This window comes from Acidaminobacter hydrogenoformans DSM 2784 (genome assembly GCF_900103005.1).
In the GTDB taxonomy this organism is placed as follows: Bacteria; Bacillota; Clostridia; order Peptostreptococcales; family Acidaminobacteraceae; genus Acidaminobacter; species Acidaminobacter hydrogenoformans.
In genome coordinates this window covers 48,136-63,628 of record NZ_FMWL01000011.1, presented here as the reverse complement: position 1 = coordinate 63,628, position 15,493 = coordinate 48,136, and the positions used below count along the sequence as shown (strand labels likewise).

General features: G+C 44.6%; 13 protein-coding genes. 5 read left to right on the top strand and 8 right to left on the bottom strand.

Translation table 11 applies throughout. The annotated features are described in order from the left end of the window. Positions 1–102: 102 nt before the first annotated feature. The gene (locus BLP63_RS10720) at positions 103–990 is read right to left on the bottom strand and encodes a LysR family transcriptional regulator (protein ID WP_092591397.1); all 888 of its coding nucleotides are present in this window, start codon (positions 988–990) and stop codon (positions 103–105) included. A 156-nt stretch (positions 991–1,146) separates the two neighbouring features. Here BLP63_RS10720 and BLP63_RS10715 point away from each other — a divergent pair, with 156 nt between their 5' ends. The 3 genes from BLP63_RS10715 (at position 1,147) to BLP63_RS10705 (ending at position 4,938) form a co-directional block, all read left to right on the top strand. After that, complete coding sequence (locus BLP63_RS10715) at positions 1,147–2,388, top strand: NAD/NADP octopine/nopaline dehydrogenase family protein (RefSeq protein ID WP_092591395.1); 1,242 nt, start codon at positions 1,147–1,149, stop codon at positions 2,386–2,388. Positions 2,389–2,445: 57 nt separating this feature from the next. Continuing rightward, positions 2,446–3,777, top strand: coding sequence for an MmgE/PrpD family protein (locus tag BLP63_RS10710; RefSeq protein WP_170829415.1), 1,332 nt, complete (start codon positions 2,446–2,448; stop codon positions 3,775–3,777). A 219-nt stretch (positions 3,778–3,996) separates the two neighbouring features. Beyond that, positions 3,997–4,938, top strand: coding sequence for an EamA family transporter (locus BLP63_RS10705; protein ID WP_092591391.1), 942 nt, complete (start codon positions 3,997–3,999; stop codon positions 4,936–4,938). 82 nt (positions 4,939–5,020) lie between these two features. Here the strand turns inward: BLP63_RS10705 and ppnP are convergent, their stop codons facing one another. From ppnP to BLP63_RS10685, 4 genes are all read right to left on the bottom strand, one after another. Beyond that, positions 5,021–5,338 carry a pyrimidine/purine nucleoside phosphorylase gene (gene ppnP / locus BLP63_RS10700; protein WP_092591389.1) on the bottom strand — a complete coding sequence of 106 codons (318 nt, stop codon included), beginning with the start codon at positions 5,336–5,338 and terminating at the stop codon, positions 5,021–5,023. A gap of 122 nt (positions 5,339–5,460) precedes the next feature. After that, entirely contained in the window at positions 5,461–6,294 is an 834-nt protein-coding gene (locus tag BLP63_RS10695; RefSeq protein WP_170829414.1) for a nucleotidyl transferase AbiEii/AbiGii toxin family protein, read from the bottom strand. Then, the gene (locus BLP63_RS10690; RefSeq protein WP_170829413.1) at positions 6,291–6,881 is read right to left on the bottom strand and encodes a type IV toxin-antitoxin system AbiEi family antitoxin domain-containing protein; all 591 of its coding nucleotides are present in this window, start codon (positions 6,879–6,881) and stop codon (positions 6,291–6,293) included. Before BLP63_RS10690 ends, BLP63_RS10695 begins: the two co-directional genes overlap by 4 nt. A 179-nt stretch (positions 6,882–7,060) precedes the next feature. Further along, positions 7,061–7,405 carry a hypothetical protein gene (locus tag BLP63_RS10685; protein WP_170829412.1) on the bottom strand — a complete coding sequence of 115 codons (345 nt, stop codon included), beginning with the start codon at positions 7,403–7,405 and terminating at the stop codon, positions 7,061–7,063. Positions 7,406–7,573: 168 nt separating this feature from the next. On the opposite strand from BLP63_RS10685, the gene BLP63_RS10680 reads away from it, so the two are divergent. Continuing rightward, a complete protein-coding gene (locus BLP63_RS10680) occupies positions 7,574–7,849 on the top strand; it encodes a metal-sensing transcriptional repressor (protein ID WP_092591383.1) in 276 nt (91 codons plus the stop codon). Continuing rightward, positions 7,824–8,729, top strand: coding sequence for a DMT family transporter (locus BLP63_RS10675; protein ID WP_092591381.1), 906 nt, complete (start codon positions 7,824–7,826; stop codon positions 8,727–8,729). The genes BLP63_RS10680 and BLP63_RS10675 overlap by 26 nt, the downstream gene beginning before the upstream one ends. A 125-nt stretch (positions 8,730–8,854) precedes the next feature. Here BLP63_RS10675 and BLP63_RS10670 read toward each other — a convergent pair whose 3' ends face one another. From BLP63_RS10670 to BLP63_RS10660, 3 genes are all read right to left on the bottom strand, one after another. Beyond that, positions 8,855–10,630 carry an alpha/beta hydrolase-fold protein gene (locus BLP63_RS10670; protein ID WP_092591379.1) on the bottom strand — a complete coding sequence of 592 codons (1,776 nt, stop codon included), beginning with the start codon at positions 10,628–10,630 and terminating at the stop codon, positions 8,855–8,857. Positions 10,631–11,234: 604 nt separating this feature from the next. Continuing rightward, positions 11,235–13,145 carry a PHB depolymerase family esterase gene (locus BLP63_RS10665; RefSeq protein WP_170829411.1) on the bottom strand — a complete coding sequence of 637 codons (1,911 nt, stop codon included), beginning with the start codon at positions 13,143–13,145 and terminating at the stop codon, positions 11,235–11,237. A 525-nt stretch (positions 13,146–13,670) separates the two neighbouring features. After that, on the bottom strand, positions 13,671–15,254 hold the full coding sequence (locus BLP63_RS10660) for an alpha/beta hydrolase (protein ID WP_092591375.1): 1,584 nt from the start codon (positions 15,252–15,254) through the stop codon (positions 13,671–13,673). Positions 15,255–15,493 lie beyond the last annotated feature (239 nt).

Sequence of the window (15,493 nt, the reverse complement as noted above, 5' to 3'; positions counted from 1 at the left end):
TTATTATGCACTGATTTTGGTTCTTTGTAAAAGCAGAAAAGTGAACGGCTCCCCTTCGGATCAGAAGAGGAGCTGATTAAACCATGGCGTCTAAAGTCGTTTTTATGTTTGATAGCAGCTTTCAATCATCTTTATAAACCCATCCATCGGCGGTGTAATCCATTTGTTCTTATTGTAAAACAATTGGCTCCAAAACTCGATCGAACAATCCTCAACTTCCAAGGCCACCAACTCATGACCTTCGACACTTTCATTTACTGTATATTCAGGTAGAAACGCAATCCCAAGACCATGCTTGATCAATTTAACAATAGTGCCTGTATTGTCAATTTCCCAATAAGGCGTTATTAGCGTATTTCTTTCTGAAGCAAAATCTTCAAGCGCTTTTCTATAAATACCATTTTTCTCCGTCAAGATCAAAGGATATTGAAGGACATCCTGAAAAGCAATCTTTTTCATTTTTGTTATTGGATGTTCTGGACTGGTCACAAAAACAATCTTAACAGGCCAAGCAAAAGTACGTACACAATCTTTCTCAGTAATTTTTTTATCCAATAAATAAATCAAATCCAGCTGATTCTGTCTTAACAGATTAAAAAGATCGCTGCCAGACGCTGTCTTTGTCTCGACTGAAACATTTGGAAATTCGTTATGATACTCAATCAGAAGATCCTCAATTAACCACACAAACAGTGACTCGAGAACCCCAATCCGTAAATGCCCTGAGTAATTTTTTGGATTTTTCCCAATCTGCTTGGATTCCGCTGCAATTCTCTCCAGTTGATTAGCGTAAACTATGAACTCCTGACCCATAGGCGTTAAAGAAACCTTCTTACCTATTCGATCAAATAAGGGAAAACCAATCTCCTTCTCAAGCTGCTGGATTTGAACCGTCACCGTTGACTGTACATACCCCAGCTGCTCAGCGGCTTTCGTAAAACTGCCAGATTCCGCTACTTTCAAAAATGTCGTGACATTTCTCAATTCCATTTAAACACCTACTATCATTTATTTTCATGCTTATGATGAAATCCATTCATTTTACAAATCGCTTAACTTGAGTATATACTGAGTTCAAGAAACATACAACTCAATCATGCAAATACAAATTCGCGGTCAACGCAAACTACTTAAGGAGGCACAATCATGAGCAAAATGGAGTACTTAAAAGATCTGCCAATCGCTGTCATAGGCGGCGGCGCTGTAGGGAAAACCTGTGCAGCAGATATGAAATTAGCCGGCCGCGAGGTACGTTTATATGACATGATGCCATTTGCAGAGAAGACACTCGCTAACCTTGATAAAACCGGCATCTTACTTGATGGCGTCCAGCGCAACTTATACAGCTTCGAGCGCTCCGGAAAAGCGTTTTTCGATTTAGTCACAAGTGACATGGGTGCCGCTGTCAAAGGCGCAGGCTTAATTGTCGTCGCAGCGCCAGCTATGGCTCACGAACCGTTCTTCCGGGAAATGATCCCACACCTTGAAGATGGTCAAGTAGTACATATCTTTACGGACAACTATGCGACATTAATTCTTAGACGCTTGATGCGCGAGATGGGCTGCACCAAGAAAATTATTGTAGGCGGTTGGTCCTCAGCACCATACGGCACAAGAATTGAAGCCGTCAACGGCTTCATGTTCCCTCACGTTGGCGTCAAATACCGCGCGATCACATTGCGAGGCGCATCCATGCCTATGTCTGACATAGAGGACTTTATTGAGTCCTCCAAATATCTCCCTTGCCTTGATGCGGTCACTCAAGGGAATGGTCCAGAGGCAGGCAATACAGTGCTCGATATTGGCTTCTCTAACATCAACCCGGTCATTCACGTCCCTGCGACCATCCTTGGCGTTTCGACCATGGAAAACTGGGGCGTCATCTTTGGGGGCCACGACAGAACGAACTACTCCATGTATTCACACGGCCTTAGCCCTTCCATCTGCGAAGTTCAATACCAGTTCTATAATGAAGAGATCGCGCTTGCAGAAGCCATTGGCGTAGATGTTCCTAAATATGCCTACGAATCCTTCTTCTCCCGCCGCAGTGTGCTGACACAGGAATATATGGGCCTGGATGAGAATGGAAAAGACAATGTGGTATTCCCGCTCGACCAACCTTCCACTGAAGGCAATACCGGTCCTAACAGCATCCATCACCGCTACCTCACAGAAGACGTTCCTGTTGGCTGCAAAATTTATCATGATTTAGGCGTACAATATGGTGTTCCAACACCTATTATTGACTCCATGATCGTCATGGCTGGAGCATTCCACAACAAGAACTTTTTCAAAGAAAGCAAATATAACCTCGCTTACATTGGCATTGACAATATGAGTAAAGAAGAGCTTTTAGCTTACCTTAACGAAGGTGTTTACAACCGGTAAATCCCATAAGTGCGGACATTCCCCCGGATGTCCGCACTTGTCACAGGAGGCCTCGATATGGAATTTAAAACCACACATCAAGTAGAATCCTATATCCTTAACACGAAATGGGAGGATCTCCCCAAGCACATCCAAGACCGTGCCATTGTCTGCGGCATAGACTTACTCATGGCTCTGATTGTTGGCAGCAAAGGCCGTCAATTTGAAGCCGGTGTAAAGCTTGCAAAAACCCTTGGCTTGTCAGGTCAAATAAATGTACTGGGTGACGCAGGCCAATATAATCTCCTCGGCGCCACCATTGCCATGTCCCACGCTTCCAACTCATTTGACATTGACGATGGCCACAATATGATCAAAGGCCATCCAGGAACCTCCTTTGTTGCAGGCATTACCGCCGCTGCGGCAGAAAAAAATGTCTCTTACAAAGAATATTTGACGACTTTGATCATAGCTTACGAAACCACTATTCGCTGGGCGCTGGCCATGCAGCATCACTATGGCTTCCTGCACAGCACCGGTGCCTATGGCGCTTACGGAACAGCGGCTGGTATTGGCAGACTATATGGCCTTGACAAAGAAACGCTGAACAACGCGCTTTCCATCGCAGACTTCCATGCCCCTATGACCCCGGTCATGCGCTCCGTCGAATACCCTTCAATGAACAAAGATGGCGTACCATTTGGTGCGTTGGTTGGCACCATGGCCGTACTCGAAACCCTGGCAGGCAGCACTGGCTACGGAAATCTTCTGGAGCTCCCGGAATACCAGCATTACGTCGACACCTTAGGCGTAGAATTCGAAACTATGCGCCTCTACTTCAAGCCCTATACGTGCTGCCGATGGTCCCATCAACCCATCAAAGCCATCATAGACCTCATGAGTGAACACAATTTCACACATAACGACGTAGAATCCGTCACCGTCAACACCTTTGACTCCGCCGCCCGCCTCAGCAAAATAGTGCCAAAAAGAGCGGACGAAGCACAATACAACATTGCCTGGCCCGTTGCTTCTGCACTGGTCTTCGGAGATGTCGGCTTTCTGCAAGTCACGGAAGAGGCCTTAGAAAACGAAGAGGTCCTGTCCACCATGAAAAAACTGACCTTCCAGGTGGACCCAGAGCTCGACAGACAATTCCCGGAAAAGCGTCTTGCACAAGTTGAAATAAAATTGGCAGATGGCAAAACTCTAAAATCAAGTGTCTACGCTGCACCTGGCGAGCACACAGACCAGGTTGACTTAGCTTGGATGACGGAAAAATTTTCACGAATCACGAAGCCTATGCTGACTGAAGAGGAGCAAACGAAGCTTCTCAATGTGCTGACTGAAGATCTGGATAAGCCAGTGACGGATATTGTTCAGCTAATCAATGAAATGCTCCATGTATAGTGATCATTAATCTAAAAGAGCCAAGGCCATAGTTTCCAAGTGGTCTTGGCTCCTTCACTATTTCCCGCGGGAAAAAAATTATTGATTTTGACCCAAAGTTAAAAATATCTTTTGTGATATGCACCTGCACCTGTTAAACTAAACGCGTATATGTACTATTCTCATATTTAATGATTCCTACTACCCCACATTATCCCACTGACAAGGAGCCCACCCCCCATGCCCAAACCGAAACCCACTTTAAGCAAAGCCGAACTCACCAACTGGCTGGCCTACCTGGCTGTCTGTCTATTCTGGGGCTCCGCCTACGTCGCTATTAAAATTGGTGTGACGGGTATAGCGCCGCTGTTCTTCACTGCGCTCAGATTCTCCATTGCCGGGGCACTCATGTTGGTGTTCGCCCTCCTGAAAGGCATCCCCTTCCCAGAACATCCGCGGGAATATATCCAGTCCGCCATCATAGGACTTCTGATCCTCTTTGGTGGGCCCGCCTTTGTGGGCCTGGCCTCACGCTACATCAGCGCCGGCGCCGTGTCTCTGATTGTCGCTTCGATCCCGCTTGCAGTCGCGGTTATGCAAATGCTCTACTATCCAAAGCTCAGAACTGCAAGCCCCCGCATTTGGTTAGGTCTTCTGATAGGCTTCAGTGGTGTCGCCATTCTCATTATTTCAGGAGGCGGCGACGTGAAGCTGGATCTGCGCGGCGTCGCATTATGCCTGATTTCAGTGGTCCTCTGGTCTGTCGGCACACTCTATTCAGGTACTGTGAGACTTACAAGCCATGCCATTGTCCAGTCCGGTCTTCAGATGCTGTTTGCCGGTCTTGGCATTTTGGCCGCAAGCTTTGCATCAGGCGAAAACCACACTCTAAACGTATCCACCGCAAGCCTTCTGGCACTCCTCTTCCTGATCATTTTTGGCTCCATCCTGGCATACAGCGCCTATATGCACATCATTAAATCCTGGCCACTGTCGAAAGCCAACACCTACGCCTACATCAACCCCATGGTCGCCGTCCTCATGGGCTGGCTGCTCCTCAAAGAGCCCATCACCCCCAGCATCCTTCTGTCCATGGCTGTCATCCTCTCTGGTGTCATCCTGGTCCAGGCAGACACTTCCAAGCCAAATGAGACGCTGGAGCTCGCGGAGACCCCGGCGTAAAACTACCAAAAAAACAAGAGCCAAAACCATTTTATCTCCAATGGTCTTGGCTCTTCCCATATCACCGCACACAGCGCTCTGACTACGCCTTCACATAAGAACAGCAGTAATCCACGACTTCCTCAATCTTAAGCTTGAACTTCGAATCCGCCGGCACCTCAAACGTGTACGCCCCGTCGATCTCAATCCATTCCTCATCCCCCGGCAGCTGAACCCTCAGCTTACCGGACAGAATCTCCATGACTTCCTTCTCCGCTGTCCCAAACTCATAATCCCCCGGCATCATAATCCCCAGGGTCATCTTCTCCCCATCCTCAAAAATCACCGTCCGGCTTGTCACCGCACCGCCGTAGTAAATGTTTGCTGCCTTTACCACTGTTACGTTTTTGAATTCGTTCATGCTTCACCCTCCTGAACTTATACACACTTTTCATGCTGCATTTATTAGCATATTCGCTATTATAGCCTCTTTTTGCGGTGATTGAAGGTTCGATTTGAAATGAAAAGTATTTAACTTTTTATTCAATTCAGCGTTTTAACCATTTTTATCATCTCTGATATCAATTTCTCAAAATTTATATCTTTCGCAAAATGATTTCTCTTTTGCCATGCCATCCATCTTGTATTCATATTTGTATCACTAATTATTTCGTCTAACAATAATAACATTGACTGGCGATTCCACAATGTCCCCCTATACTCAAATGTTCTATTAATTGCTACATTTAGCATATTGAGATCAATAGAGTCTTTGTATAACTTCCATAAGATATATATATCATAAAAATCTTTACTACGGCTGTTTGATAGGCTCCTTCGGATTATAGTTTCTAGTTTTTCAGCAAGCATAGTTTCTGTGTTATAACTCATGAGCGGAATAATATCATCATAAAATAGACACTTGAAGTTGTAGATATAAGGCGACGGCGTCACTGGATCTCCGGTAGCAAAATCTAAAGGAACAATTTGTTTAATATTATCCAGTCTACATAGAATTTTGACTCGAAATCCTCCATATACATCCTCTAAGCGAATTCGTTCAAGATTGTAAATTTCACAGACAACTTCAGGGATAGCCCCTGACAAACAGATCTGAGAGGCTATCTTTCTAACGTTTACCTCTGATAGCTCCAATCCATGTATCAGCATATCAATATCTACGGTTGTTCTGGTATTCACCCCAATCACATTCGATAATAGAAAACCACCTTTAAAAATCAAATTACATTGAACATCCTCATAAACCATTTTTTTAAGAATGGTTTCTAAGAAGAAATAAGTTAAAACAGCATTAAACGAAATACCAGTTCGTTCAGTAATCCCATGAGCTTTATACGTCACAGCCGCCTTGTTCACAAAAGCACCTCCATGATTTCCTGAACTTTTTTTAGGCATTTCATTTTTTTTGCATATGAAAAAAGTTTGTTCAAATTTAAATCATTTTCTTTCACACATGATTGTAGCGTTTTTGCAAAAAGCTCAGCATCTACTTTATTCCGATTACAGATCAAATCACAAACTGTTCTTTCCATGTCATAGCATTCAACTGAATTTCCCAAAGGCGTCTCAACAAAGATTTTCCCAAGATCGAGCAGTTCCTTTGTAACATAATGTACGATTACATCATCTGGAAAATGAGCAGCATTATATCCTGTGTAGACCGATACCTCGATCAAATGAGGGACAAAATCAGTTCTGCCAAGCAAATAAAGCGAACTGCTATAGGAAAAAATAGCTGCTTTATTCTTCAAATGGAATATATTAAAATCATCGTAATCATATTCACTTAATGAATAGATGCCGCGTTCAACTCTATGGAGTTCTCCATCTTTCACCATGCGTGAAAGATATACCGTTGGTATACCTTCTTTAACACACCAATTAGAAGTTACAATACCATTATTATCGTCAGCATAGTCTAATATTATCTTTCTGTAACCCATTCCCTCACCTCCATTTGTAACTTTCACGCTTAATTTTATCATTTCAAAAGCGTAATTGCAACACGTGTTCAATTCCACTTCTACCAAAATAAATACCAAGACCATTTTTGACAGTGGTCTTGGCTCTATTACTTTTCCAGATTATTCTCAAAAGCCTTTGAAACTTCTGTAGCCTACCCTTAATTCATACCCTTACCCACATCCAGCTTAAACGCCACATACTCAATAATCATGCCATACAGCACACCTGCTAAAAAGCTTACCGTATCCGTAAAACCAATTGAACTATAAAAAGCAAAAGACACCACCAGCCCCAGCGCCGCCCCCCGAACTACTGAACCAGGCAGGTTCAAACCTCTTCCAGTCAGTCCAATAACCAGCCCCAGGATCACCCGGTTATACCACAAAGCAAACAGAAAATAAACCTCACTCTGAAAGCCCGACCTGACAGAGGCGCCAACAATACAAACCACACCCAGCAGTGCCCCCGTAATTAGACAGATTTTCATGCGTTTCGACAGCATGTGGATCACCTCACTTATAAAATGTCCTTCTATGCCATCTATACCCAATTTCGTGATGATGACAATCTTTCCCTGAAACTATGCCTTTTACTCCAAACTATGTTAGAATAGAATTATCCCCCCCAGGGGGTTGTTGCCTAACACCCTATCAATAAAGGAAGTCATATTATGCAGCTCGAGCACAAGCACACCGAAACAAAAAACGTCGTCAACCGACTCTCCCGGGCCATAGGACACCTCGAAGCCGTTAAAAAAATGGTCATTGACGGCAAAGACTGCACCGACATCCTCATCCAGCTCTCCGCGGTCAACGCAGCGATCAATAACACAGGCAAAATCATTCTGGTAGATCACATTAGACACTGTGTGGCAGACGCAGTGGAAAAAGAGGATCACACCGTACTGGATCAGTTAGAAGATGCCATCAACAAATTCATCCGCTAAAAGCCTTAAAGCTGAAAAAACCAACCAATCTGCCATTCTTTTCGCTTTTATTGCCGCAGCCTTTTACGCTTTGAGCACACCGTTCTCAAAGCTGCTGCTTACTAATCTCGACGGCACCATCCTCGCCGGACTCCTCTATTTAGGCGCCGGCATTGGGATGCTTGCTATTTTACTGGTTTATAAAGCCTTCAACCTCGACTCAAGCGAAATCTCCCTTGGAAAGTCAGAGTTGAAGTACATAATCGCTATGGTCATCCTGGATATAGCCGCGCCTATTTTTCTGATGGCTGGCCTGAAAATGTCCTCCGCCGCCAACGTGTCGCTCCTCAACAACTTCGAAATTGTCACCACCACCATGATTGCCTCACTGGTGTTTCATGAAAAGATCTCGAAGACCCTGGGTACAGGCATAGCCCTCGTCACCCTGTCCACTATGATCCTGAGCTTCCAAAGTGAAGGCAGCCTTTCTTTCTCCGTAGGCTCAGCCTTTGTCCTCATGGCCTGCCTCTGCTGGGGCCTTGAAAACAACTGTACCCGGATGCTGTCCAGCAAGGATCCTAAGCAAATTGTAGTAATCAAAGGCTTCGGATCAGGCCTTGGCGCCCTTGGCATAGGCCTGATTATAGGCAAAACCCTGCCGGAACCAAAGCTTCTGATCTCTGCTTTAATCCTCGGTTTTATTGCTTATGGCTTCAGCGTGTACCTTTATGTTCTGGCCCAGCGGACCCTTGGCGCGTCTAAAACCAGTGCCTTTTACGCCGTCGCGCCGTTTATTGGCGCCGCAGCTTCCATTGTGGTTTTCAGAGAGCTGCCAGGCCTTAACTTTTGGGTAGCGCTCGCAGTCTTAGCAGTGGGTACATATTTTACGAACAAGGGTTGATACCGGCGAAAAACATCGCAACGGACAAGCCCCTGAATTTTCCCCCCAAAAAAACCTAAAGAGCCAAGACCAGTCTATGCCGATGGTCTTGGCTCTTTCACATTATCCCTATCTAACTGTGATCATCAATTAGCTGCCCTGCCTTCAAATTCAATATCTCCATTTTCATTACGAATGTACTTGCTGAAAAACTCGTCCCATAACATCCAGGCTTCAGACGGCAAACAGAGATGCCCTTTCTGATCGACGACTGAATAACGGACCATTGGTGTATTATTGTCGTTGACAAACATGAAGTGATTATAGGCGCCATTTTTATAATAGGAGCCTTGATCCACGGTGACGGTTTGGTTCCGCTCAATCCAGTATTCAACTGTCGTTTTAGCAGCTGCGTTTTGAGCCAAGGACCCACCACCTATGTCATTCTGTCCCATTATAATCCAAACAGGAATTTCATAGTCAATGTTCACATCTGTCAGTTCATACATAGCAGGATTTATTATGACACCTGAGGTCGAGCCTGAAGCCGTAAAAATGTCAGGCAATGCCATTGCGGCGCGCAGGCTCATCATGGAGCCCATAGACTGTCCGGTACAGTATACTTTGCCTTGATCCACGTTGTATCTGCTTTCCACATTTTCGATCATGCTTTTAGTAAATTCAATATCATCCGGCGCTGTCGGAACAGCCGCGACATTCCATGATGGATGCGGAATGCCGTTGCGCTTCAGAGGGTAGCCCTGTGGCATGACCACAATGAAATTGCGCTCTTCAGCGATTTTATACCACTGCAGGTAATCAATATAAGCAGTGCTGGTTTGGGAGCCGCCGTGGTAGACGACGACCACGGGAAGAGGCTGATCTGGATTGCTTTGGGCTGAGGTCGGAACATACTCGTACCATGTCCGCTTGTAGCCATCCACAACCAGTCTTTGCTCGGCCATGCCTGCGCCCTCTTCGCCAAGGAGCGCACGAAGATTCGTGTTGGTAATGCCTGCGAATCTGCCAACTTTGCTCAAAAACTCATCCCAGACTTGTTCGTTGAATTCAGGGTCATATTTAACTGTATTTTTCTTGGTAAACTGCACCTTTGCAACCGGTTGGGTGTCGATCATTCGGTCGACTGTCGTCAATTCAGGCATATAAACGAAAGTGTCGTCAAGCGTATAAGCTTGATCGCTGACATTGTTCGCAGCCATCCAATACGCCAAAGTCGCTGACGCCGAATCATTAAGCTTATTCGAGATCATCCACACCGGTACTGGCACTTCAGATAACGCCACTTGCGGATCGTTGGAAGCCAAGCCAGCGGTCTCCATCATAAACGCCTCAGTAACATTGATTTCTCCAAACGTCGCAAGGCCCGCCCAGGAATTTGGCGTCCTCATAGCAGCCTGTTGCGCCACCGTGGCACCTTCCTGATATCCCAAAATATACATATTGCCAGGGTAAGGATTGTAATAGATTCGCTTCGCGGTCTCAGCCACAACGGCTTTAATATAGTCAACTTCTGTGCCATCTTGCTTCCACTCGCCTTCAAAAGGTTCAGGAACAAACAAATAGAAGCCATTTTTATCCGCGATCTCCATCCAGCCGCTGCCCTCAATAAAGTCGGCGGCAGTTTCACCATTCGGCGGAAGAATAAAGACACTCGAAGCGCAGTGGACGCCGCTTTCAGGTATGTACGCCTTAAAAGTTCTGGTAAGATTGCCGATGGTCACCGTCTGCTCATATAATCCCGTATAAGGCAGCTTCATGGGATCCAGCGGATCGAGCTGATTCGTGACTTCCTCAAAGTTCGTTGGAAACGCCGGAACCGTAGAATTCGCCAAATTTGGAATGCTGACGAGTGAAATTGCAATGACACAAATCATTAGGAAAGACCAGAAACGTCGCTTCATAAAATGCCTCCTATTGTCATAATTGTCGGTCGGCCTGCTTTCAATAGCAAATGCGCATTTTTACTATTTAATATAAGATGATAATTTTGGATTCGTAATCAATGTCACCTCCCGATTTAATATAAAACACATAATACGATCATTCGCTATCTGCAGACGCGCACTGCTCTTATGCCTAAATTTAAAGCATTTTGAGCGTTGTAAATAGTGACAAAGCCTGTTTCGATGTTTCAATTTGGACTTGGTCATGTTTCATTTGAAGTCAAACTGTATCAACTTTCTGGTTTTTGAGCAATTTCAATTCATGACTATTCAAAAGTATGTTATGCCAACTGCGCTTTATGCTATAATATTTATAATATTTAAAATTCCATCTAATGAAATAACGTGTCTTCAATCGGAATAAACGTCAAGCAAGCGGAATTTCAAGCAACTTATTGGAGAATCACTTTTCCGTTTTAAGCGTTTAAGGGTTACCCTCATAAACCGCAAATAAAAAAGGAGCAAAACAACGCTGTTTTGCCCCGGCTCCACTTAGGAGCAGTCTTGGGTAGGATTCGTCAACGTAGATCAGGTGCGAATTCGGAAGTTTTCAGATCCATAATTACTCCTGTGAGGAATAGATTTGAATTTGGTCATTAGGAACTGTGAATCCTGATGGGCTATAGAATCGAACGACGTTGCCATCTTGATCCATAGTCATGCTATAGTGTTCGAGGAAGTCCCAAAGCACCGGCATTTCTTCGTGAATGCAATTGTGGGAACGATAAATGTTTTCAGTCACTTGGAAGATTGGCACCTCTTCACCACTGAATTCTTTAGACCAGGTCCAGGTTTTGAAACGGTCCATCCAGCCGCTGATCGAAGCGCTGTCGTAGTTATGCTCGTCGAGTGAGAAGTCGTTGACGGCGAGGTGGTGAGCCGCAACGGCATCCAGATTGTTGTCGAGCTCATCCCAGAGATGGCCTTTAAGGAATGACAGATCACCCGTGCCATAGATCAAATAGTTTGGAATCATTTGAGTGCTGACATCATACGGTACGGTATCAATGGTAATCTTGCCATCCGCACCAATTCTGGCATCTCCTGAAGTTGAGGCAACCGCAGCAAAGAAGTCTGGAAATACTGCTGCAAAGCTCTGGCTGACCATACTGCCGGCAGACTGACCGGTCGAGTAGATTCTAGCCGGATCGACTTTATAATCATCCAAAAGCACTTCTTTCAGCTGCTCATAGAAAGTGATGCTGTTCTTATGACTCACCGTCACAGAGTTGGCGACATACTGTTCACAAATAATAGCCAGTACAAAGCCTTCCTCTTGAGCGACCTTCCACCATTGTGTGGCATCCAGGAAAACCTTGTCCGTCTGGGTATTGCCAGGCCATACCATCACTACCGGCGCTTTGTCGCCCCACATTTTCTTTGCGGAATCCGGGACATAAACCATGTATTCTCTGAGCTCGCCTTCGACTATCATGGTTTTAACTTCAATGCCAAGCGCCTTGTAATCCGCGCGCTCGACAAGCTGGTTGCCATAAGCTATGACGTTCTCATAGCGCGTGTAGAAGTTCATAAAATCACAAATATCTTTTGTGACGCTTTTTTTCAGAACATTGACTTTTTTATTTAGCACTGCGACCTTTGAAATAGGACCCGAGTACGAGGTCATCCAGCTTTCTGAGTCATTGGATTGAGGATAGACCATTCCAAAGACCTTGTCCATTTCCGGAACAGCATCACAGTCATTGGCATTCAACCAGTAATCAAGACTATCATCAAACTGTCCCTTGACTGGATTAATATACCAGGTTGGTAATAAGGCTTCCGAGACTGCAATGTAGTCAAAGTCTTCAGGGAAAAGGATTGGGTTGTAGCCACCATTTATGCCACCAAACTCCATTTCCTCGAATTGCGTTAAATAGGCTTCATCAAGACCTTCTGAATCCAGGTATACTTGGCTGATCACTCTTAGAGGATTGGCTGCCGCCCAAGCTTCAAGTGCCGGCGCGCCATCACCATAGCCTACAAAATAGTGTTCACCATAAATGGAGAAGTATCTGTTGCCGCTGTAAAAACCAAGTGCCGCAGATATGTAAGCGGCCTCTTCTGAGTAGGTGCCCCAACCATCGGCACCAGGCTCCAGGATAAAGAGCCCTTCAGCTTTTTGATCCGCAATTTCCTTCCAGCCTGTCACGTCTAGAAATTCTTCTGTATCCATACCGCCCGGAACTGCTATGACAGTGAAGTAGGAACGAATTGGAGCATCTTCAGAAATATAGATTTTGGCCGTACGTTCTATGCCTGAAATGCTGAAATTGTAATTAAAATAGCCTGTTAACGGCAGTTGGTTTGCCTGAGAGTAATCATAATCCGGAAAATCCGTTCCATTCAACGTGACAGCTTCCATTTTCTTCGAATTGTTGTCTGATGCTGCCCATCCCGTCATTGGAAGCATAAGTAATGTCATACTGACAATCAGCAGAATACAGAGTCCGCTTGAATATCTTTTCTTCATTTCGGCACCTACCTCCATTTTATGTGTTATGGGTGCTTTACAGCTTAAATCAATCACGCATCTACGCAAAGCACAGCAATTGGGACTTAAACTCCAAATAATCGACTTTTTAAAACATTGAGGTTAAGCAATTCAACATTTCTTAATTCAATCATTGATCATCTCCTTTTCAAGGTTAATAATAGCAGCATCATTTTTTTGTTGACGATCCACCACTTCATCAGCCATCTCTGTCTGTCTGGCTGATGGTTCATAGGGATTAAGCTAACCTATGTTAGCCTTACCATATCTCATTGGCCTGTTTGGTATAAGAACCAAGTTGCCGCTCTTTGTTTCATTTGCCGAACATTGATGTTACATTTTAGACCGGCATGTTTCACGAATCTGGATTAAAGAATCGAAAAACAAACTGGATGACACATGATTAATGCGCCATCCAGTTCAAATTGCTTAATTTCAGCTCGTCTAAATGATTACTTCTCGCAGTATCCGACCCGGACGTTTCCTTTGGATAATTTATGCCTGTTAATCTCTGGTCAGTACCCAATCACAAAGTGTTTCGCCATAAATTATATAGTCAAATCCATCCTTAACATAGTCTCCATTAGTGAGTTTTCCTTTAAGTTGATAAGTATCACCCACTTCAAGCTTTGAGTTATAAACCAATTCTCCGTCAACAATCTCAACGTCTGGTCCATAATAAAGGTTGTCGTAGAAATACCAATAGGTCATTTTTGTGGTAGAGTGATCAGTTTCTCCCCAGTAATAATATAACTGAGTCGGGAAGCCAGTGAGTCGAAGATTTTCTGCGATCCATTCGTCTGACCAGCCTGCTGCTTCGTAATAGGCGATTGCTGTTTGGTATAGCGCTATATTGTTGGTGTCCAGTTCACCGTCAAACGCCCAAATGCTCATGCCATTTTCAGCGGCAGCTTGCCATTCTTCAGCTCCCCATACGCCTGCAAACATATCCAATCCAGCGATCCCGGTTCCCATTGAACCGTTATTGAGAACCAAAGTATTGATCAAGCCAGGATATTCTGAAGCAATGGTGTTTGCTGCGATAGTCCCGCGAGAGTTGCCGCTCAACGTGATCGCTTCCGGATCAGCGTTGTATTCATTGATGAAGTATTGAATCACATTATAATCATCTTCCCAGAACTTATACTCTGAACCGCCGCCCGTGCTGCGGTCGTGAATATTCAGGACGATTGCGCCGCTGTCCATCCATCGGAATCCGGAACCGTCAAAGTTCAGGCCGGTCCCAAAGTTATTGGTGCCATCAGGCAATCTCCAGTAAGAAGTGCCGCCGCCAGTTATAGTTATAATCAAAGGGTATTTTTTACTGCTGTTCTCTGAGTACCCTTTTGGGAAATACGCCCAGCCTTTGACAAAATCATCACCGTCCGTTGCAGTCGTTGGCACTTCTATACCGAGGGCCTCGAAGGACTGGAATCCTTTTTTTCCATAGTTGGCATCCATCGTCGGAAGCCACAGACCGTTTTCATTGTAGCTGCCGTCTTCGTTAGCCAGACAAGCGGCTTCCGCTGAGGTCTCACCCGCATGGAAAAGCTTAAGTTCAAGTGATTCCCGAGTTTGATAGCCTTTGCCTGTTGTATTGTTTTCATACTGGTCAACAGCACTATTTCCAAAATAAATGACACCCTCCACATCCCTATACCAAGGACCAGTGGAATATAAACCGACTGGATTCTTAGCTCGAGGACCATCAACAACATCACCAGTATAAATATAACCGTTATTTTCCAAGGCTTCTGTATCCACATTAATATTTAGAGTCACTGTCTTGCCTTTGACATCTACTGAGTCAATTGTAACTTCTGTGAAATCCGGATTTGAATAGCCCCGGTCAAGCAGTGTATATGTATCAGCAGTAACATTGGTGAGGTCTACGTTGCCACTATATTTGATCTCCACCTTGGTCAGCTTCTGACCATAGAAGGCAAGATCACTATAGGCTTGAATACTTTTAACATGACTTAAAGCTGGCTCCATTTTCGAATTATCCGTTGCAGCCAGGGATGACAATGGCAAGCCCATGATCAGCATACAAACCATCATTACTATTGCAATCATTTTCTTACTCATATCACAGTGCTCCTTTCGGTAGATAGCAGCCCTTCCGCTTTGAGATAATGACTCAATGCGTCGACCCGTGATCGATAACAGACCTATCATTTTATGACTGAGATCTCTTTTTAAGACATTCATCTTAGTTTATGAGCTATCCTTAAAAATAAACATTTCCAAACCTCCTCGCAATGTAAGTAGGTTGAATCGAAATCGAAGCTTCATTCCGTTATTATTTCCTTTCGCTATTAACATAG

Bases quoted from the DNA above. Each gene is read 5' to 3' on its own strand.
- BLP63_RS10720 (WP_092591397.1), bottom strand. From the start codon at position 990: ATGGAATTGAGAAATGTCACGACATTTTTGAAAGTAGCGGAATCTGGC.
- BLP63_RS10715 (WP_092591395.1), top strand. From the start codon at position 1,147: ATGAGCAAAATGGAGTACTTAAAAGATCTGCCAATCGCTGTCATAGGC.
- BLP63_RS10710 (WP_170829415.1), top strand. From the start codon at position 2,446: ATGGAATTTAAAACCACACATCAAGTAGAATCCTATATCCTTAACACG.
- BLP63_RS10705 (WP_092591391.1), top strand. From the start codon at position 3,997: ATGCCCAAACCGAAACCCACTTTAAGCAAAGCCGAACTCACCAACTGG.
- ppnP (WP_092591389.1), bottom strand. From the start codon at position 5,338: ATGAACGAATTCAAAAACGTAACAGTGGTAAAGGCAGCAAACATTTAC.
- BLP63_RS10690 (WP_170829413.1), bottom strand. From the start codon at position 6,881: ATGGGTTACAGAAAGATAATATTAGACTATGCTGACGATAATAATGGT.
- BLP63_RS10685 (WP_170829412.1), bottom strand. From the start codon at position 7,405: ATGCTGTCGAAACGCATGAAAATCTGTCTAATTACGGGGGCACTGCTG.
- BLP63_RS10680 (WP_092591383.1), top strand. From the start codon at position 7,574: ATGCAGCTCGAGCACAAGCACACCGAAACAAAAAACGTCGTCAACCGA.
- BLP63_RS10675 (WP_092591381.1), top strand. From the start codon at position 7,824: ATGCCATCAACAAATTCATCCGCTAAAAGCCTTAAAGCTGAAAAAACC.
- BLP63_RS10670 (WP_092591379.1), bottom strand. From the start codon at position 10,630: ATGAAGCGACGTTTCTGGTCTTTCCTAATGATTTGTGTCATTGCAATT.
- BLP63_RS10665 (WP_170829411.1), bottom strand. From the start codon at position 13,145: ATGAAGAAAAGATATTCAAGCGGACTCTGTATTCTGCTGATTGTCAGT.
- BLP63_RS10660 (WP_092591375.1), bottom strand. From the start codon at position 15,254: ATGAGTAAGAAAATGATTGCAATAGTAATGATGGTTTGTATGCTGATC.